The sequence below is a fragment of the Microvirgula sp. AG722 genome (assembly GCF_003269145.1).
In the GTDB taxonomy this organism is placed as follows: Bacteria; Pseudomonadota; Gammaproteobacteria; order Burkholderiales; family Aquaspirillaceae; genus Microvirgula; species Microvirgula aerodenitrificans.
On record NZ_QLTJ01000003.1, the window covers coordinates 201670 to 220846 of the forward strand.

Below are 19177 nucleotides of genomic sequence, written 5' to 3' on the forward strand. Positions count from 1 at the left end.
CCTCTCGTCGGAGTAGGCGCGGCTAAAGGTGCCCCAAAGAGGGGGTCAGGCAGACCGTCGGAACGGGATTACCTTGCCACCCTCTTTCAGCGTACCTAGGTAATCCGCCCACGCTTGCATCATGCGGCGGCGCTCGGGCAGGTACTCGGCATAGTTGTACGTCGCTCTGATCTGGTTACGCTCTCCGTGCGCCATTTGCCGTTCTATCGCATCGCGGTTCCACCCTTGTTCGTTCAACAGCGTTGACGCCATGTGTCGGAAGCCGTGGCCGGTCATGGTGTCCTTGTCGAAGCCGAGCCGGCGCAAGGCGGCATTAACGGTGTTCTCGCTCATCGGCCGCCCGTTGGTGCGTGCGCCGGGGAACACGTAGCGGCCGCGCCCTGTCAGCGGGTGCAGCTCGCGCAGGATGGCGGCAGCCTGATCCGACAGCGGAACAATGTGCTTTTCGCGCATTTTCATCCGCTCGGCGGGAATGACCCATGTCGCCGCGTCCAGGTCGATTTCTGCCCACTCGGCTTGCCTCAGTTCGCCAGGGCGCACAAATACCAGCGGGGCCAGTTTTAGCGCACACTGCACCGGAAATGTGCCCTGATAGCCGTCGATGGCGCGCAGTAGTTCGGCCACGCCGCGCGGGTCGGTAATGGTGGCGAACGATTGCTTGATAACTGGGGCCAGCGCTCCGACCAAATCGGCGGCGGGGTTGCGTTCCGCGCGCCCGGTAGCGATGGCATAGCGGAATACTTGGCCGACGCTCTGCATGGCCCGGTGCGCGGTGTCTACGGCCCCCCTGCCCTCGATGCGGCGCAGGACGGCCAGAAGTGACGGGGCGTCAATGTTGGCGACCGGGCGGCCTCCCATCCACGGGAAAACGTCTACCTCAAAGCGGCGCATGATCCGGTCCGCGTGTCCGTCTGTCCACGTCGGCAGGTACTTGGCGTGCCACTCACGGGCGATGGCCTCAAACGAGTTTGCTGCATTGAGCGTGCCGGCCGCCTTCTGCGCCTTGCGCGCCTCTCCCGGATCAACGCCCCCGTCCAGCAACTTGCGAGCCTCGTCGCGGCGTTCGCGGACTTCTTTCAGACTGACTCCCGGGTACACTCCCAGCGCCAAGGTCTTTTGCTTGCCCCCAAAGCGGTAGGCCAGCCGCCAGTATTTGCCCACGGCGTTGACCAGCAGGAACAGCCCCGCCCCGTCCGACAGCTTGGCCGGCTTTCCATCCTCTCTAGGCTTGGCGTTACGGCAGGCTGTATCGGTTAGCGGCATGTTGATGGCTCAATGTTGGTACGACGATTTGCACATGGTCGAAATACCAGCAAAAAAACCAACAGATGGGCCGGTATGTAGGCACACATCATGGCATGTCATGACACAAACAAAAACCCCCGAAGCCAGTAGCGACGGGGGTTTTGAACTGTTGTGCCACACTGTGACACGTAGAATTGGTGGAGACGGCGGGGATCGAACCCGCGTCCGGAAGTCCTCTACGGTGAGTTCTACATACTTAGTCTGGCCATTTGGTTTTAACCGTTGTACCGCCGACCGACAGGCTGCACATTGGCGAGTCACCTTGGATTTAGTGCCGGATCAAGTGACCCGGTCCGACACGATCCCATCTAAATGACTCTACTGCCGGTTTGACCCGGCCTGCCCGATGGGCGAGACAGTGTAGAGTCTGGTGCAATTAAGCAGCCAGAGCGTAAGATTCGTCGTTTGCGACTATATAAATTCAGTGTTTAACGGGGTGACTGAGATCCCGGTATGCCCTCATCCGCTTTGCAACCCCCGTCGAAGCCATGTCGTCCCCGAAGAGTGCAGCCTGTGCGGCTTAAGTTACAGTGATTATACACGGTACTGGCGGCAAAGCGAGACCAGTTCGTCCGGCACGTCGATGGCGTGGTCTGCGCCCCATTTTTCCGGCATTTCCGCGGCATCGATATAGCCCCAGTTGACCAGCACGGTGCGCATGCCGACCGCCCTGCCCGCCTGGATGTCGCGTTCGGCATCGCCGACGTACAGGCAGCGGGTCGGCACGATGTCGATGGCGCGGGTCGCCCAGTGCATCGGCGCCGGATCGGGTTTGGCGACGCCGGCGGTATCCCCGCTGACCACCACCGCCGGCGGCACGGCAAAGCCCAGTTCGGGCACCAGCCGGTCGGTGAAGCGCGACGGCTTGTTGGTGATGATGCCCCAGGTCAGACCGGCCGCGTCGAGGTCGCAGATCATGTCGTTGATGCCGTCGAACAGCACGGTGTCGACGGCAAAGTGGGTGTCGTACAGGTCGAGGAAGCGAAGGCGCAGCCGCTCGAAATCGGCATGGTCGCGGTCGATGCCGAAGCCGAGCCGCACCAGACCGCGCGCGCCATGGCTGGCGATCGGCCGCACCGCCTCATACGGCTGGCCGGCACGCCCCTCTTCGGCCAGCAGCGCATTCAGCGCCCAGCCGAGGTCGCGCGCCGTGTCGGCCAGCGTTCCATCGAGATCGAACAGGACGGCATCAATCATGCCTGGCTCCGCTCCAGTTTTCCCAGGAACAGTTTGTACGCCGGGTTTTCGGTCTCGTCCACATACGCATAACCGAGCTCGAACAGGAAGCGGTTGAACGCCGCATGGTCGTTCGCCGCGACCTGCACGCCAACCAGTACCCGGCCGTAATCGGTACCGTGGTTGCGATAGTGGAACAGGCTGATGTTCCAGTCGGTCCGCATCGCCGACAGGAAGCGCATCAGCGCGCCCGGCCGTTCCGGGAACTCGAAGCGGAACACGCGCTCGTCTGCAGCCGGCGCATGGCCGCCGACCAGATGGCGAATATGCAGCTTGGCCAGTTCGTTGTCGGTCAGGTCCAGCGCTTCCAGTCCGCTGGCCGCCAGTTCCGACACGATGGCGGCAACGTCGCCGCGCTTTTCCACCTGGATGCCGACAAAGACGTGCGCGGTTTTCGCATCGCCATAGCGGTAGTTGAATTCGGTGATGTTGCGGCGGCCGACCAGCGAGATGAATTTCTTGAAGCTGCCCGGGGTTTCCGGAATGGTCACCGCCAGCACCGCTTCGCGCTGTTCGCCAAGCTCCGAGCGTTCGGATACATGGCGCAGGCGGTCGAAGTTCATGTTTGCGCCGCTGGCAACGGCAATCAGCGTCTGCCCGGCCAGTTGCTCACGCTCGACATAGGCCTTGAGGCCGGCCACCGACAGTGCGCCGGCCGGTTCCAGAATGCTGCGCGTTTCCTCGAACACGTCCTTGATCGCCGCGCAGATGGCGTCGGTGTCGACCAGGATCACTTCGTCGAGAAACTCGCGGCACAGGCGGAAGGTTTCCTCGCCGGCCAGCTTGACCGCCGTCCCGTCCGAGAACAGGCCGACATCCTTGAGTTCGACCCGATGACCGACGGAGATCGAGCGCGCCATGCTGTCCGAATCGAAGGTCTGCACGCCGATCACCTTGATGTCCGGACGCAGGCGCTTGATGTAACAGGCAACCCCTGCGGCCAGCCCGCCGCCGCCGATCGCCACGAACACGGCGTGGATCGGCTTGGTGCACTGACGCAGGATTTCCATGCCGATGGTGCCCTGGCCGGCGATCACGTCCGGATCATCGAACGGCGGCACATAGGTGGCGCCGGTCGATTCGGTCAGTTTGACCGCATGCAGGTAGGCGTCGGTAAACGAATCGCCATGCAGCACGACCTTGGCGCCGCGACGGGCCACGGCATCGATCTTGATGCGCGGAGTGGTTTCCGGCATGACGATGGTCGCTTCACAGCCAAGCTTCTGCGCCGACAGTGCCACGCCGGCGGCGTGGTTGCCGGCACTGGCGGTAATCACGCCGCGCGCCAGTTCTTCCGGCGTCAGCCGGGCCATCTTGTTGTATGCGCCACGAATCTTGAACGAGAACACCGGCTGCAGGTCTTCACGCTTGATCAGAATCTGGTTCTGCAGACGGCGGGACAGGTTCGGAGCCGGTTCGAGCGGCGTTTCCTCGGCGACTTCATACACTCGCGAGGTCAGGATGCGTTGCAAATAATCTGGATTTGACATGACAAGGGGGCTGGTAGCGTTACGCGGGGATGCTGAACAGATTAGCCCAAAGCGGGCGACAGGTGTTTGAAAAGCTGCACTGCACAAATCCTGCGCCAATTGGCGGCGCAAAGCCACATCGCCGGGAATCGACGCGTATAATCCGCTCGTTTTCCGACCGCCTCCCGAGTCTTCTTTTCGCAATGAAAAAACTGATTTCTGCTGCTCTGACCGCCTCCCTGCTGCTTTCCTCGACAGCAGGTTTCGCCGCCTCGGCTTCGTTTACGCCACCGCCGCCGGAGATCGCCGGCAAGGCTTATTTCCTGTACGATTTCTACAGCGGCCGCACCATTGCCCAGATGAATCCGGACCAGCGCGTATCGCCGGCATCGCTGACCAAGCTGATGACCGCCTACGTGGTGTTCAAGAACATCAAGGCCGGCCGCCTGAAACTCGACCAGACCGTTCTGCCCTCGGCCAATGCCTGGAAAACCGGGGGCTCGCGCATGTTCGTCGACCCGCGCACGCCGGTCACGATCAATGACCTGATCCACGGCATGATCATCGTCTCCGGCAACGACGCCTGCGTCGCGCTGGCCGAGACCGTTGGCGGCAGCAGCGAGGTGTTCGTGCAGATGATGAACCGCGAAGCGGCCAATCTCGGCATGCGCAGCACCCATTTCAACAACGTCGACGGCCTGCCGGACGCGAACCACTACACGTCGGTCCGTGACCTGGCGACGGTGTCGGCCGCACTGGTGCGCGATTTCCCCGAGTTCTACCCGCTGTACTCGATGAAGTCGTTCACCTACAACCACATCACCCAGCCGAACCGCAACCTGCTGCTGTACCGCGATCCGTCGGTCGACGGCATGAAGACCGGCTACACCGATGACGCCGGTTACAACCTGGTCGCATCCAGCCACCGCGACGGTCGTCGGGTGATTTCGGTTGTCGTCGGTACGGCCAGCCCGGAAGCCCGTGCGGTCGAAAGCTCGAAATTGCTGAACTACGGCTTGCAATTCTTCGATACGCCGCGACTTTATGCTGCAAACAAACCGGTCTCGACGGTCAAGGTCTACAAAGGTAGCAGTGACAGCGTGGGCATCGGCTTCCAGCACGATATCTACTCGACGGTTCCCAAGGGCACCGCCAGCCAGATCAAGGTGCAGATGACGACGACCCAGCCGCTGATCGCCCCGGTCAAGGCCGGCCAGGCGGTCGGCAAGCTGACGCTGACGCTGGATGGCAAAACCATCGCCGAGCAACCGGTCGTCGCCCTGAAGGCGGTCGACGAAGGCGGCTTCTTCTCGCGCCTGTTCGATACCATCCGCCTCTGGTTCGCCTGACCCGCGCCGGTGGCGCGTCCGCCGTGACGCGCCACTGCTCTGGAGACTGCCGTGTCTGAAAAATCGCAAGACACCCTGCTGGAATTCCCCTGCCGCTTTCCGTTGAAAGTCATGGGGGACAAACACGAGGAATTCGTTCCCGTCGTCATCGAGGAAGTACGCATTCACGCGCCCGACTTCGATGCCGAACTCGACCTGATGATGCGCGAAAGCAGCAGCGGCCGTTATCTGTCGCTGACGCTGACGGTCAACGCCACGTCGAAGGAACAGCTCGACAACCTGTATCGCTCGCTCAGCGGCCACCCGCTGGTCAAGGTCGTGCTGTAAGCTAGCGGACCGAACGGTTTTTCCCGGACCGCCCGACGGCCTTCGCCCCGCGAAGGCCGCTCGCACATGCGCTTGCAAGAGCGGCCGGTCCGCCACCTTCATTCAGCCAACTATGCAAATTCGCCACCTCGGCCTGGCCGATTACGAACCCGTCTGGCGCGACATGCAGGCGTTCACCGACGCCCGCACTGCTGACACGCCCGACGCGCTGTGGATCGTCGAACATCCACCGGTCTATACCCTCGGCCTCGCCGGCAAGCCCGAACACCTGCTGCGCCAGACCGACATCCCGCTGGTCAGGACCGACCGCGGCGGCCAGATCACCTATCATGGCCCTGGCCAGCTGGTGGTCTACCTGCTGCTGAGCGTGCAGCGGCGCGGCTACGGCATCCGCGAGATGGTGCGCCGGATCGAGGCCGCCATCATCGATACCCTGGCCGAGTATGGCGTCGACGCGCATGGCGACGAGAATGCGCCCGGCGTCTACGTCGACGCACGCAAGATCGCCTCGCTGGGCCTGCGCATCCGCAACCACGCGACCTACCACGGCCTGAGCCTCAATGTGAACATGGACCTGGCCCCGTTCGGCTGGATCAATCCGTGTGGCTACGAGGGCCTGCAGGTCACGCAGCTGGCTGAACTCCACACCCCGGCACCGACGCTCGCCGAGGTCGCCGACAAACTGATTCCGCATCTGGCCACGCGGCTGGCGCCAACAGAGGAAGAGACTGCATGAAAATCGACAATACGGCCGGCGTAAAGCACAAGGGTGAAGCCAAGACTGCGCGCATCCCGATCAAGATCGTGCCGCTGGAAGAAAAGCTGAAGAAGCCGGAATGGATTCGTGCCAAGTTGCCGACCGGCCAGCGTTTCTTCGAGATCAAGGACATCCTGCGCAGCCAGAAGCTGCACACCGTGTGCGAAGAGGCCAGCTGTCCGAATATCGGCGAATGCTTCAGCCACGGTACCGCCACCTTCATGATCATGGGCGATATCTGCACCCGCCGCTGCCCGTTCTGCGACGTCGGCCACGGCCGCCCGAGCCCGCTGGACCCGGACGAGCCCAAGCACCTGGCCGAATCGGTCGCCGCCATGAAGCTCAAGTACGTGGTCATCACCTCGGTCGACCGCGACGACCTGCGTGATGGCGGTGCCCAGCATTTCGCCGACTGCATCAGCGCAATCCGCGCCACCTCGCCGTCGACCCAGATCGAAGTACTGGTCCCCGACTTCCGTGGCCGGCTCGACCTCGCCCTCGACATCCTGACCCGCACCCCGCCGGACGTGATGAACCACAACCTGGAAACCGCGCCGCGCCTGTACAAGCAGGCCCGCCCGGGCGCCGACTACCAGCACTCGCTGGAACTGCTGAAGCAGTACAAGGCGCTGAATCCGAAAGTGGCCACCAAGTCCGGCATCATGGTCGGCCTCGGCGAAACCGATGAAGAAGTCTACGAGGTGCTGGAAGACATGCGCGCCCACGACATCGAGATGCTGACCATCGGCCAGTACCTGCAACCGTCCAACGGCCACCTGCCGGTGCTGCGCTATGTCCATCCGGACCAGTTCAAGCAGTACGAGGACCGCGCGTACGAGATCGGCTTCAAGCATGCCGCCGTCGGCGCGATGGTGCGCTCCAGCTACCATGCCGACCGTCAGGCGATGGACGCCGGGGTGGCCTGACCCGCTCCCCCTGCCGGCAACGGCATGGACAGAAAAGCCGGGAACGCAGACGATGCGTTTCCGGCTTTTTTGCGGGTGCCGGTCAGTTCCCTGGCCTTCACTGCCTGTCTTCGCTGAGCACTGCCGGCCGGCGCAGGAACGCATGGCGGCTCATGCGGCCTGTCCGTGCCGGGGTATAATCGGCGCCCGCGCCATCGGTCCGTCACGGACCGCCCCATTTACCCGCAGCCCGCCACACCCCCACCGGTTCCCATGCTCAGTTATCGCCACGCCTTTCACGCCGGCAACCACGCCGACGTGCTGAAACACACTATTGAATTGCTGCTGCTCGACTATCTGGGCCAGAAGGACAAGCCGTACTGGTATGTCGATACCCATGCCGGTGCCGGCTGCTACGCGCTCGATCAAGGCTATGCGACGCAGAATGCCGAATTCGAAAGCGGAATCGCCCGGCTGTGGGAGCGTGACGATCTGCCGGCACCGCTGGCGCGCTATGTCGACCTGGTCAGGGAGATGAATCCGGATGGCGTGCTGCGCTTCTATCCCGGCTCGCCATACGTGGCGGCACGGGCGGTACGCAATCAGGACCGGCTGCGGCTGTTCGAGCTGCACCCGGCCGACAGCCGCATGCTGGAAGAAAACTTCGCCGACAGTGGTCGCCGGGCGCAGGTCGTGGTCGGCGACGGTTTCAACGGGCTGAAGAGCGTGATGCCGCCGCAGCCGCGGCGGGCACTGACGCTGATCGACCCGCCGTACGAAGACAAGCGCGACTACCAGCGCGTGGTGCAGGCACTGGCGGACGCCCTGCAGCGCTTCCCGACCGGCACCTTCGCCATCTGGTATCCGCTGCTGCAGCGGCTGGAAGCGCGCGAGCTGCCGGCGGCGCTGAAGCGGCTGCCGGCCAGCGGCTGGCTTAATGTCACACTGAGCGTGCAGGCGCCGTCAGCGGACGGCTTCGGCATGCATGGCAGCGGCATGTTCATCCTCAATCCGCCGTGGAACCTGCCGGACACACTGGCGACGCTGATGCCGTACCTGGTCAGCGTGCTCGGCCAGGACGACCGGGCACGCTTTACGCTGGATCACCGCATCTCGTAGCCTCAGGCCGGTTTCGGTCCACGCTTCAGCCGCTCGCCCCGGCCGCGCAACCATTCCAGCACCAGCAGCATGACGGCCGACATCAGGATCAGGATGGCGGCGGCAGCGGCGATGGTCGGGCTGATGTTCTCGCGGATGCCGGCGAACATCTGCCGGGGCAGCGTCACCTGCTCCGGTCCGGCCAGGAACAGCGTGACCACCACTTCGTCGAACGAGGTGCCGAACGCGAACAGCGCGCCGGACACGATGCCGGGTGCGATCAGCGGCAGGGTGATGCGGAAGAAAGTTCGCACCGGGTCGGCGCCAAGGCTGGCACTGGCGCGCAGCAGGTTCAGATCGAAACCGCGCAGCGTCGCGGTCACGGTAATGACCACGAACGGCACCCCGAGCGCGGCATGGACCAGGATCAGCCCGGTATAGCTGTTGGCGATGCCGAGCGGGGCGAAGAACAGGTAGGTGCCGACACCGACGATGACCACCGGCACCACCATCGGCGAGATCAGGATGCTCATCAGCAGGGCCTTGCCGGGAAAGTCGCTGCGCGCCAGTCCGAGCGAGGCCAGCGTGCCGAGCACGGTGGCGATCACGGTAGCAGCCGGGCCGACGATCAGGCTGTTCTTCAGCGAGCGCATCCACTCGTCGGCAGTGAACAGCGTTTCATACCAGCGCAGCGAGAACGATTCGATCGGGTACAGCAGGAAGGTGCTGGACGAGAACGACAGCGGCACGATCACCAGCAGCGGCAGCATCAGGAACACCAGCACGCCGACACAGAATACGCGGAAGGCCCAGAACCAGGCTTTCTCCAGCGGTGTTGCATAGACAGGCAACATGACATTCACTCCTTTCGCCGGCCTCAGCCCAGGCTCAACCGGTTGGCGCCGACCAGCTTGCTGTACACCGCGTACAGCGCCATGGTCGCCAGCAGCAGCAGGCCACCCAGTGCCGCAGCCATGCCCCAGTTGATGGTGTTGTTGGTGTAGAAGGCCACGTAGTAACTGACCATCTGGTCGTTCGGGCTGCCGAGCAGCGCCGGCGTGATGTAGTAGCCGATGGAGATGATGAATGCCAGCAGGCCACCGGCGGCAATGCCCGGCAGGGTCTGCGGGAAGTACACCCGCCAGAACGCGCCGATCGGATGGCTGCCGAGCGACACGGCGGCTCGCAGATAGGTCGGCGGTATCGACTTCATCACGCTGTACACCGGCAGGATCACGAACGGCAGCAGGATGTGGACCATCGCCACGTAGACGCCAACGCGGTTGAATGCGAGTTGCAGCGGTTCATTGATGAGTCCCAGCGCCATCAGCCCGGAGTTGACCAGTCCTTCCGATTGCAGCAGCACGATCCATGCGGCGACCCGCACCAGCACCGAGGTCCAGAACGGCAGCAGCACCACGATCATCAGCAGGTTGGCCTTGCGCGTCGGCAGGTTGGCCAGCCAGTAGGCAATCGGATAGCCAAGCAGGATGCACAGCGAGGTAATCACGACGCCCATCCACAGCGTGCGGCCGAAAATGCTCAGGTAGGCGGATTCGTCGGCCGACATCCGTTCCACCTGGCCGCTGTCGCCGACGCGCATGTCCAGCGAAGCCAGCAGGTAGTACGGGGTATAGGACGAGCCGTTGCGGGCGATCGCGTGCCAGATGGCCGGATCGTTCCAGCGTTCGTCGATGTCGACGAACTGCGTTTTCAGCGGGCCGGCGGCAGGGTCCAGCGGCATATGCCGCGCAGTCCTGGTCAGCAGGGAACGCGAACCGGCAATTTCCATGTTCAGCCGCTTGGCGGCCTGGGCCACGGTCTTGTCGGCATGGGCGCGTTCCAGATCGCGCGCCAGTGCGGCAAAGGCGGTCTCGCCCGGCACCGCCTTGCCATTCCAGTCCTGCAGCGCGACCACGGTATGCGGCAGCGTGCCGACGACTTCCGGATTGTCGACCGCCCGCTTCAGCAGGCCGGCGATCGGCAGAATGAATACCGCCAGCAGGAACACCGCCAGCGGTGCGATCAGCAGCAGGGCGCGCACGGTTTTCAGCCGCTGCTGCCGTTTCAGCTGTACTGCCAGCGGCTCGCCGTCCAGCGACATCAATTGCCCTGCGGCATTGCGGGGAAGAGTCATGTCCATCGACGTCCTCGTTACGGTCTGTGGGAAACGCCGTCATGGCGAAGTGTTGCAGGCGGGCTGCCGGCCCCCGTCGCGGCGGGCGCCGGCAGCAGCCGTCTTACTTGGCGGCCCAGGCGTTGAAGCGGTCTTCCAGCTCTTCGCCGTGATCAACCCAGAACTGGACGTCCATCGCCAGCGCGCCCTTCAGGTTCTGCGGCGAGGTCGGCAGTTCGGCCGCGACCTGCGGCGGAATCAGCTTGATGGCGGCCAGATTGCTCGGGCCGTAGGCAATGTTTTCCGAATAGGTCTTCTGCTGCGCCGGCTGGCTGGCAAAGGCGATGAACTTCATCGCTTCGGCCTTGTTCGGCGAGCCCTTCGGGATGGCCCAGCTGTCCACGTCGTAGATCGAGCCGTTCCACACCACCTTCAGGTTCTTGCCTTCCTTCTGCGCGGTTTCGATGCGCCCGTTATAGGCCGAGCTCATCACCACGTCGCCGGAGGCAAGGAACTGCGGCGGCTGCGCGCCGGCTTCCCACCACTGGATGTTCGGCTTCAGCTGGGTCAGCTTCTTGAACGCGCGCTCGACGCCGGCCTTGGTGCCGAGGGTCTTGTACACATCCTGCGGCTTGACGCCGTCCGCCAGCAGCGCAAATTCCAGTGTGTACTTGGCGCCCTTGCGCAGGCCGCGCTTGCCCGGATATTTCTTCACGTCCCAGAAGTCGCTCCAGCTGGTCGGCGCGGTCTTCAGCTTGTCGGCGTTGTAGGCGATCGCCGTGCTCCACACGAAGATGCCGATGCCGCACTCGCTGACCGTGGCCGGCTTCATGTAGCCGGACTTGGCGCCGAGCTTGCTCCAGTCGAGTTTTTCGAAGATGCCTTCCTCACAGCCGCGCAGCAGTTCCGGGGTTTCGACCTCGACCACGTCCCAGGTCGGCTTGCCGGCCTCCACCATCGCCTTGACCTTGGCGACTTCGCCGTTGTAATCGACCGGAATGATCTTGCTGTTGCCGGCCTTCTCGAACGGGCGATAGAACGCCTTTTCCTGCGCCACCCGGTTTGCGCCGCCAAACGACACCACGGTCAGGTCCTTGGCCAGCACAGGGGAACCCGCCACCACGATGGCGGCGGCAACCGCCAGTTTCATGCACTTCGACATTCCATTTCTCCTCGGGATACAACTGGGTCTTGTGACAGTGTTCGGGTGACCGCGCTTGTCCCGGCGGCCGGCGGGAAAATCCCGTACTCAGGCGGCGTCGAGCGCACGCAGGTCCTCGCGCCGCCAGCCCAGCGTCAGCCGCGCGCCGTGGCGCTGCATGCTGTCGGTCAGATCGGCGATCGGCACCTTGATAAAGAAATTGGGTTGTCCCGGCACGTTGACGCGCAGGCGGACGTGGTCGCCGAGATAGATGGTTTCGGTCAGCGTGCCCTCGATGCGGTTGTCGCAGGCAGCCGCAGCCTGGTCGAGGCGGACGCGTTCGGGGCGGATCGACAGCGTGGTCGCGTCGCCGGGCGCGTTGACACAGATGGCGCGGGCGGACAGGTCCTGCCCTTCGACCCGGGCCACACAGTAGCCGTTGTCCAGCGACACCACCTGCCCGGCCAGCACATTGTTCTCGCCGATAAACTGGGCGACGAAGCTGTTGGCTGGCGTTTCGTACAGCGCGGCCGGGCTGTCGATCTGCTGGATGATGCCGTCCTTGAACACCGCAACCCGGTCGGACATGGTCAGGGCTTCGGACTGGTCGTGGGTCACGAACACCACGGTCACGCCCAGTGTCTGGTGGATATGCTTGATTTCCAGCTGCATGTGTTCGCGCAACTGCTTGTCCAGCGCACCAAGCGGTTCATCCATCAGCACCAGCTTGGGTTCGAACACCAGCGCACGGGCCAGCGCCACCCGCTGCTGCTGCCCCCCCGACAGCTGCGACGGGTAGCGATGGGCGAGTTTGCCGAGTTCGACCATACCCAGGGCCTTCTGCACCCGTTCGGCAATCTGCGCTTTGGCGACACCGCGCACGGTCAGCGGGTAGGCCACGTTGTCACCGACGCTCATGTGCGGGAACAGTGCGTAGTTCTGGAACACCATGCCGATGCCGCGCTTGTGCGGCGGCATGCGGTTCAACAGCTGACCATCGAGCCGGATCTCGCCGGCGGTCGGCGACTCGAACCCGGCCAGCATCATCAATACCGTGGTCTTGCCGGACCCCGACGGGCCAAGCAGGGTCAGAAACTCCCCGCGGCGGATGTCGAGGTCCAGGCGTTTGACTACCAGGCTGTCGCCGTCATAGCTCTTCTGCACGCCACGGAAGCTGACCAGCGTATCGGACTGCGTCTGCTGCTCCATCTGTCTCTCCTGCTTTGATCACCAGAAATACCGCTATGCGGAACACGGTTCTATTATTTGGAACAGAATATAGCCGCCTTCATCAGGACGTAAAGTATTTGCTCTAACCGTTCCAGCCGTTGATTTGTTTACTGCAGTGCAGCAAGCAGCATGCCAGCCAGGGCGAAAATCGCCCATGTCACTGATATGAAAAGAAATTATTTTATGCAGGTATTGGATTTACCGTAGACCTGTGCCCGAAAACCGGTCCCCGATAAACCCCAACGGCATCATGGATGTGCGCAGGTTTGCGCAACGGAAAGTGCCGCCACCGCCGGTATCGACGGTGGCGGCAGGGTGTCCTGACGTCGCTCAGTGCAGGCCGGCCCGGCTCAGGAAACGCACGCTGCCGACCCCTTCGACCCAGAAAGCGCCGTCGGTCATCGGCTCGGCATCTTCGAGATCGGCCACGGTAAAGCGGATGTCGCGCCCGTCGACCTTGCATGACAGTGCCACATCATCGTCATCCGGGCAGTCGTCCGACCCGCAGATGAAATCGGGAACCGCCAGCTGGTTGTTGACGACGATATAGTCCACGCCGCCCAGCATCGTGAAGATGTTCATGACGATTCTCCTCTCCCGTCCCGGTCGATAGGGTTCGTCCCCCCGGAGCCCGCTACAGCCAGCCGCGCTCGGCGAACGATGTGCAGCACGTTGTCGTGACCACCAGATGATCCACAAGCCTGATATCGACCAGCGACAGCGCCTTGCTGAGTGTTACCGTCAGATCCCGGTCCGCCCGGCTCGGTTCCGTTTCGCCGGACGGATGGTTGTGGGCCAGGATGACGCTGGCAGCGTTATGCCGCAATGCCGACTTGATCAGCTCCCGGGTGTACACGCGGACCTCGGTCAGCGTGCCACGACTCAATTCCTCGACCGCCAGCACCCGGTTCTGTGCCGACAGGTAAACGGCGACGAAGGTTTCCCGCACCGAGAAGCCGTAGCTGAGCCGCAGATAGTCGCGCACCGCGTCCGGATGACTCAGCGCATTGGCCTGTGACACCCGTTCCGCCAGGCAGCGACGGCCGATCTCGGCCGCGGCCGCCAGTTGCGCGAGCTTGGCCGGCCCGAGTCCTGGCTGTTCGAGCAGCTCGTTGACCGGGGCATGCAGCAATCCGCCCAGTGACACGAAATGCGACAGCATGTCGCGAGCGAGGTCGATCGCGCTGCGTCCCGCCGTGCCGGTCCGCAGCAGGATGGCCAGCAGCTCGGCATCGGACAGCACCCCCGCCCCCTGCAATATCAGCCTCTCACGCGGGCGCTCGCCCGGCGGCCAGTCGGTAATCGGCATTCCTTTCCCTTCGTATTAGCTGGAAAAACGCCAGGTGGCTGGAAAACCCCCGATTCATTATGCCGATGCCGGCACCCGGCGCCTAACGGTCGCCCCGGGCCCGGAGCTTGGTTACACTTGCAGTCGACTTCGCCCCGACCGGCGGAGATTTTTCCCACCTTTCCAGGCCCGATTCATGTCCCGACATTTCCTGATTGGCGTCGCCGGTGGCGTCGCTGCGTACAAGACCTGCGAACTGGTGCGCCTGCTGGTCAAGGCGGGGCACAGCGTCGAAGTCGCCATGACCGAAGCCGCCACCCACTTCGTCGGCCCGACCACGTTCCAGGCACTGAGCGGCAACCCGGTCTATCTGAATCAGTGGGACACGCGGCCGGACAACGGGATGGCGCATATCGAGCTGACCCGCCGCGCCGATGCGTTCCTGATCGCGCCGGCGACCGCCGACCTGATTGCCCGGCTTGCCCACGGTCTGTGCGACGACCTGATCAGCACGCTGGCCGCCGCGCGGACCTGTCCGCTGATCGTGGCACCGGCCATGAACCGCCAAATGTGGGACAACCCGCCAAACCAGCGCAATATCGCCCGCCTTGTCGATGACGGCGTGACCGTGTTCGGCCCCGGTTCCGGTGCCCAGGCCTGCGGCGAGGTCGGCGACGGCCGCATGCTGGAAGCCGCCGAGCTGTTCGATCTGCTGGACGGCTTTTTCGTGCCGGACAGCCTGGCCGGACGCAGGGTGCTGCTGACAGCCGGCCCGACCTACGAGGCCATCGACCCGGTGCGCGGCATCACCAATATCTCCAGCGGCAAGATGGGGTATGCGCTGGCCCGCGCCTGCCGCGATGCCGGCGCCGAGGTGACGCTGGTCAGCGGCCCGACCGCGTTGCCGTCACCAACCGGCATCACCGTCATCCCGGTGCAATCGGCGCAGCACATGCTGTCGGCAGTCGAGGCCAGCCTGCCCGGCCAGCATGTGTTCATCTCGGTCGCCGCCGTGGCCGATTACCGGGTCGCCAATACCAGCGAGCACAAGCTGAAAAAACAGGACGGTGGCCCGCCGGCGCTGATGCTGGTCGAAAACCCGGACATCCTCGCCAGCGTGGCGGCCCGGGCCGATGCGCCGTTCTGCGTCGGTTTCGCCGCCGAAAGCCAGAATCTGCTCGACTTTGCCGAGCAGAAACGCACCCGCAAGCGCGTACCGCTGCTGGTGGCCAACCTGGCACAGCAGGCGATGGGCGCCGACGACAACGAGGTCGTGCTGCTCGACGATGCCGGTCGTCATCCCCTGCCGCGCCAGAGCAAGGACGACACTGCCCGCGCCATCGTCGCCCATCTGGCGCGGGCACTGGCCTCGCGCTGAGCACCGAGCGGACGGCGGACATTGCCGACCGGTCGCCCGAGATGCCGAACTGCGGGATAATTGCCCGTTTTGCCCTCTGCAACCCGACTGGAACGCCATGCCCACCATCGACCTGAAAATCCTCGACCCGCGCCTGCAGTCCCATCTGCCGGCCTATGCCACGACCGGTTCGGCCGGTCTCGACCTGCGCGCCGCCATCGACAGTGACATGGTCATCGCCCCGGGGGAAACCCAGCTGGTGCCGACCGGCATCGCCATTCACCTGGAAGATCCCGGCTTCGCCGCCATGATCCTGCCGCGCTCGGGACTCGGTCACAAGCATGGCATCGTGCTCGGCAATCTGGTCGGCCTGATCGACTCGGACTACCAGGGCCAGATCTTTGTCTCGATCTGGAACCGCGGCCACGAAGCGTTCCGTCTTGCGCCGCTGGAACGCATCGCGCAGATGGTGGTGGTGCCGGTAGTCCAGGTCGACTTCAGGCTGGTCGACGAATTCCCGGTCAGCGAGCGCGGCAGCGGCGGCTTCGGCTCGACCGGCAAGCGCTAGGCCAGTACCGGGCGCCGGACCAGACGGCGCCACAGCGGCGGCGCCAGCAGGATGACCGCTGCCAGCCCCCACAGCGAGATCGCGATCGGCCCCGACCAGAGGATGCCGATCGCGCCATCGGAGATCGACAGGGCCCGGCGCAGGTTCTGCTCCAGCATTTCGCCCAGCACGAAGCCGAGAATCAGCGCCGACATCGGAAAATGCATCTTGCGCAGCAGGTAGCCGAATACGCCGAACAACACCATGAGCAGCAGATCGAACGTGGTGCTGTGGATCGCATAGACCCCGACCGCGCTGATCACGGCGATCAGCGGCACCAGTGCCCAGAACGGCACCGACAGCACGCGGGTGAACAGCCCGATCAGCGGAACGTTCAGCACCAGCAGGATCGCATTGGCGATAAACAGCGAGGCGATCAGCCCCCAGACAATGTCCGGCTGCTCGATGAACAGCATCGGTCCCGGCGTGATGTTGTACAGCGTCAGCGCGCCAACCATGACTGCCGTGGTGCCGGAGCCGGGCACGCCCAGGGTCAGCATCGGCACGAAGGAACCGCAGGCCGACGCATTGTTGGCCGCCTCCGGTGCGGCCACGCCACGGATGTCGCCGTTGCCGAAACGCCCACCCTTCCCGGCCAGCCGCCTGGCCGTCATGTAGGCAATGGCGCTGGCAATGGTTGCCCCGGCGCCCGGCAGCACCCCGACCACGAAACCGATCAGCGATGAGCGCAGCATGGTCGCCCAGGTCAGCGCCAGTTCGCGCAGATTGAATATCATCCGCCCGGTCTGACGGATCACGGCCTGGCCGTCCCGGGTCTGTTCCAGCATCAGCAGAATTTCGCTGACCGAGAAGAAGCCGATGATCACCACGATGAACGGGATGCCGTCCGACAGCGACAGCAGGTCGAAGGTGAAGCGGTAGGCCCCCGAGTTGGCGTCGACGCCGACCACCGCCATCATCAGGCCGATCAGCACCGCCAGCAGCGTCTTGACCGGCTTGTCGCCGACCATGCTGCCCAGGCAGGCAATGGCAAAAATCATCAGCGCAAAGTACTCGGCCGGGCCGAAGGCCAGCGCCCATTCCGCCAGCAGCGGCGCAAACAGTACCAGGCCAATGATCGCGATGTTCGAGCCAACGAACGAGGCCAGCGCCGAGATCGACAGTGCCACGCCGGCCCAGCCCCGGCGCGCCATCGGGTTGCCGTCCAGCGCGGTCATGATCGCACCGGCGTCACCGGGCACGTTCAGCAGGATCGACGAGATCCGCCCGCCGTACTCACAGCCCATGTAGACCGCCGCCAGCAGGATCAGTGCCGTCTCCGGCGGCAGCTTCAGCGCGAAGGCCAGCGGCAGCAGAATGGCAACGCCGTTGATCGGCCCGAGTCCCGGCAGCATGCCGACAATGGTGCCGATAAAGGCGCCCAGGAAACCGACCAGCAGGTTGTCGGGCCGCAAGGCAACCATGAAGCCCTGCCACAAGTGGGAAAGCGTATCCATATCCAGTCCTTATCGATCCAGAAGCCGGCCGGCCGGCAAGGTAACATCCAGCAGCCGGTCAAAGCCGTAGTACAGCCCGATGCCGGAAATGGCCCCCAGCAGCAGGCATGCCAGCCAGCCCCCGCCGAACAGACGGCCGATACCGACGATCAGCAGCGCCGACGCCAGCGGAAAGCCGAGCCATTCGAATACCGCCGCATAAGCCAGCAGCAGCAGCGCCAGCGATGACAGACGGCCCAGGGTCGCCGCGGATGGCCAGTCGGCACGGTCCCCCCGCCGGCAGGCCAGGCAGCCGGCACAGAGCGCCATCAGCACGATGACCAGCAACGGGTAGGCACGGGGGCCGATCGGCTCGTACGAGAATGCGGCTTCGATCTGCCAGCCGATCCCGGCTGCGACGGCGCACAGCGCCAGCCACACCAGGGCAAAAACACGATCACTCATGACAGCACTCCACCATCACGCCAGCGGTCGATGCTGGCGTGAGGCATGGGAAAACGGGAGGGAGCGGGATCTAGCGGACCAGGCCAAACTCGCGCGCCTGGCGCTGGTAATCGCTTACCGACTTTTTGACGAAGGCATCCAGTTCGGCGCCATCGAGAGACAGCGGGAACAGACCGCGCGACTCGCGCAAGGCGGCAAAGCCCGGTGCCGCAGCGGCCTTGCGAAACGCGCTGACCCACCAGTCGTAGTCGGCCTGGCTGACTTTCGGTCCGACGTAGAAGCCGCGGATGATCGGCCAGCTCAGTGCGTAGCCCTGCTCGCGTGCAGTCGGTATTGCCGCAAACTTGCCCGGCAGGCGCTGGTCGGCCAGCACGGCAAGGATGCGTACCCGCTTGGCATCGATCTGGGCCGCCGCCTCGCCGATATCGCCCGACACCACCTGCACATGCCCGCCCAGCAAGGCAGTGAAGGCCTCGCCGCCGCCTTCAAAGGCGACATAGCGCATCTTGCGGTAGTCGATGCCGGCCTGGCGCGCGACCAGTGCCGACTTCATCCAGTCCTGGCTGCCGATGGTGCCACCAGCACCGAACACGATCCGCTCCGGCGTGGCCCGCAGCGCCGACATCAGCGCCTTCAGCGAGCGATACGGCGAGTCGGCGCGCACCGCGATCATGCCGTAATCGGTACCGATGGACGCCACCCAGCGCACATCGTTCACGCCGTACTTGCCGTACTTGCCAAGTGCCAGGTTCAGCAGCGAGCCACTGGAGAACGCAACCACACTGTTCGGATCACTCGCGCGCTGGGCAATCACGCTGTTGTAGGCAACGGCACCAATGCCGCCAGGCATGTAGGTCACGCGCATCGGGGCGTCGATCACCTGGCCATCGAGCAATGCGCGTTGCGCCAGCTTGCAGGTCAGGTCGAAACCGCCGCCGGGTTTGGCCGGGGCGATACATTCCGGCCGGGTCGGCGCGGCCTGGGCCTGGCCACCGGCCAGTACGGCCAGCAGCAACCACAGGGATGCGATTCGGGGGGTCATGCTGAGGCTCCTGTTTCCGGGATTCCGGAGGTAATCCAGTATTGGTTTT

The 19177-nt window shown here is 64.1% G+C and carries 19 protein-coding genes and 1 other RNA gene; 7 read left to right on the top strand and 13 right to left on the bottom strand.

Features of this window, described 5'->3' with window-relative positions:
* Positions 1–45 precede the first annotated feature (45 nt).
* The 4 genes from DFO50_RS07005 to ilvA all read right to left on the bottom strand — a co-directional run bounded on the left by DFO50_RS07005 (position 46) and on the right by ilvA (position 4073).
* Positions 46–1263 (bottom strand): integrase arm-type DNA-binding domain-containing protein, encoded by a 1218-nt coding sequence (locus tag DFO50_RS07005; protein ID WP_112692249.1) that lies wholly within the window; start codon positions 1261–1263, stop codon positions 46–48.
* 177 nt (positions 1264–1440) lie between these two features.
* Positions 1441–1804: a transfer-messenger RNA gene (ssrA, locus tag DFO50_RS07010) on the bottom strand.
* 35 nt (positions 1805–1839) lie between these two features.
* Complete coding sequence (locus tag DFO50_RS07015; protein ID WP_028499918.1) at positions 1840–2502, bottom strand: HAD family hydrolase; 663 nt, start codon at positions 2500–2502, stop codon at positions 1840–1842.
* The gene (ilvA, locus tag DFO50_RS07020) at positions 2499–4073 is read right to left on the bottom strand and encodes a threonine ammonia-lyase, biosynthetic (protein WP_255420197.1); all 1575 of its coding nucleotides are present in this window, start codon (positions 4071–4073) and stop codon (positions 2499–2501) included. The genes DFO50_RS07015 and ilvA overlap by 4 nt, the downstream gene beginning before the upstream one ends.
* A gap of 140 nt (positions 4074–4213) precedes the next feature.
* Between ilvA and DFO50_RS07025 the strand changes: the two genes are divergently transcribed.
* The 5 genes from DFO50_RS07025 (at position 4214) to DFO50_RS07045 (ending at position 8467) form a co-directional block, all read left to right on the top strand.
* On the top strand, positions 4214–5359 hold the full coding sequence (locus DFO50_RS07025) for a D-alanyl-D-alanine carboxypeptidase family protein (RefSeq protein ID WP_028499920.1): 1146 nt from the start codon (positions 4214–4216) through the stop codon (positions 5357–5359).
* A 51-nt stretch (positions 5360–5410) separates the two neighbouring features.
* The gene (locus tag DFO50_RS07030; protein ID WP_107888574.1) at positions 5411–5686 is read left to right on the top strand and encodes a YbeD family protein; all 276 of its coding nucleotides are present in this window, start codon (positions 5411–5413) and stop codon (positions 5684–5686) included.
* Positions 5687–5798: 112 nt separating this feature from the next.
* Positions 5799–6422, top strand: coding sequence for a lipoyl(octanoyl) transferase LipB (lipB, locus tag DFO50_RS07035; protein ID WP_028499922.1), 624 nt, complete (start codon positions 5799–5801; stop codon positions 6420–6422).
* Positions 6419–7369: a lipoyl synthase gene (lipA, locus tag DFO50_RS07040; RefSeq protein WP_028499923.1), complete on the top strand. Its 951-nt coding sequence runs from the start codon at positions 6419–6421 to the stop codon at positions 7367–7369. The genes lipB and lipA overlap by 4 nt, the downstream gene beginning before the upstream one ends.
* A gap of 252 nt (positions 7370–7621) precedes the next feature.
* Positions 7622–8467 carry a 23S rRNA (adenine(2030)-N(6))-methyltransferase RlmJ gene (locus DFO50_RS07045; RefSeq protein WP_028498327.1) on the top strand — a complete coding sequence of 282 codons (846 nt, stop codon included), beginning with the start codon at positions 7622–7624 and terminating at the stop codon, positions 8465–8467.
* A gap of 2 nt (positions 8468–8469) precedes the next feature.
* Here DFO50_RS07045 and DFO50_RS07050 read toward each other — a convergent pair whose 3' ends face one another.
* From DFO50_RS07050 to radC, 6 genes are all read right to left on the bottom strand, one after another.
* Complete coding sequence (locus tag DFO50_RS07050) at positions 8470–9300, bottom strand: ABC transporter permease (protein ID WP_028498328.1); 831 nt, start codon at positions 9298–9300, stop codon at positions 8470–8472.
* 23 nt (positions 9301–9323) lie between these two features.
* A complete protein-coding gene (locus DFO50_RS07055; RefSeq protein ID WP_233495206.1) occupies positions 9324–10583 on the bottom strand; it encodes an ABC transporter permease in 1260 nt (419 codons plus the stop codon).
* 103 nt (positions 10584–10686) lie between these two features.
* Positions 10687–11724 carry an ABC transporter substrate-binding protein gene (locus DFO50_RS07060; RefSeq protein ID WP_028498330.1) on the bottom strand — a complete coding sequence of 346 codons (1038 nt, stop codon included), beginning with the start codon at positions 11722–11724 and terminating at the stop codon, positions 10687–10689.
* An 87-nt stretch (positions 11725–11811) separates the two neighbouring features.
* Positions 11812–12912 carry an ABC transporter ATP-binding protein gene (locus DFO50_RS07065; protein ID WP_112692250.1) on the bottom strand — a complete coding sequence of 367 codons (1101 nt, stop codon included), beginning with the start codon at positions 12910–12912 and terminating at the stop codon, positions 11812–11814.
* Positions 12913–13263: 351 nt separating this feature from the next.
* Positions 13264–13515, bottom strand: coding sequence for a hypothetical protein (locus tag DFO50_RS07070; RefSeq protein ID WP_028498332.1), 252 nt, complete (start codon positions 13513–13515; stop codon positions 13264–13266).
* Positions 13516–13567: 52 nt separating this feature from the next.
* Complete coding sequence (gene radC, locus DFO50_RS07075) at positions 13568–14242, bottom strand: DNA repair protein RadC (RefSeq protein ID WP_112692251.1); 675 nt, start codon at positions 14240–14242, stop codon at positions 13568–13570.
* Between the two features lie 175 nt (positions 14243–14417).
* Between radC and coaBC the strand changes: the two genes are divergently transcribed.
* Positions 14418–15599 carry a bifunctional phosphopantothenoylcysteine decarboxylase/phosphopantothenate--cysteine ligase CoaBC gene (coaBC, locus tag DFO50_RS07080; protein ID WP_112692252.1) on the top strand — a complete coding sequence of 394 codons (1182 nt, stop codon included), beginning with the start codon at positions 14418–14420 and terminating at the stop codon, positions 15597–15599.
* A gap of 97 nt (positions 15600–15696) precedes the next feature.
* Entirely contained in the window at positions 15697–16146 is a 450-nt protein-coding gene (dut, locus tag DFO50_RS07085; RefSeq protein ID WP_112692253.1) for a dUTP diphosphatase, read from the top strand.
* On the opposite strand, the gene DFO50_RS07090 is transcribed toward dut, so the two are convergent.
* The 3 genes from DFO50_RS07090 to DFO50_RS07100 form a co-directional block, all read right to left on the bottom strand.
* Positions 16143–17642, bottom strand: coding sequence for a tripartite tricarboxylate transporter permease (locus DFO50_RS07090; RefSeq protein WP_112692254.1), 1500 nt, complete (start codon positions 17640–17642; stop codon positions 16143–16145). The two genes, dut and DFO50_RS07090, sit on opposite strands and share 4 nt — an antisense overlap.
* A 9-nt stretch (positions 17643–17651) precedes the next feature.
* Positions 17652–18086 carry a tripartite tricarboxylate transporter TctB family protein gene (locus DFO50_RS07095; RefSeq protein WP_028498337.1) on the bottom strand — a complete coding sequence of 145 codons (435 nt, stop codon included), beginning with the start codon at positions 18084–18086 and terminating at the stop codon, positions 17652–17654.
* 70 nt (positions 18087–18156) lie between these two features.
* Positions 18157–19128 carry a tripartite tricarboxylate transporter substrate binding protein gene (locus DFO50_RS07100; protein ID WP_112692255.1) on the bottom strand — a complete coding sequence of 324 codons (972 nt, stop codon included), beginning with the start codon at positions 19126–19128 and terminating at the stop codon, positions 18157–18159.
* Between the last annotated feature and the right edge of the window lie 49 nt (positions 19129–19177).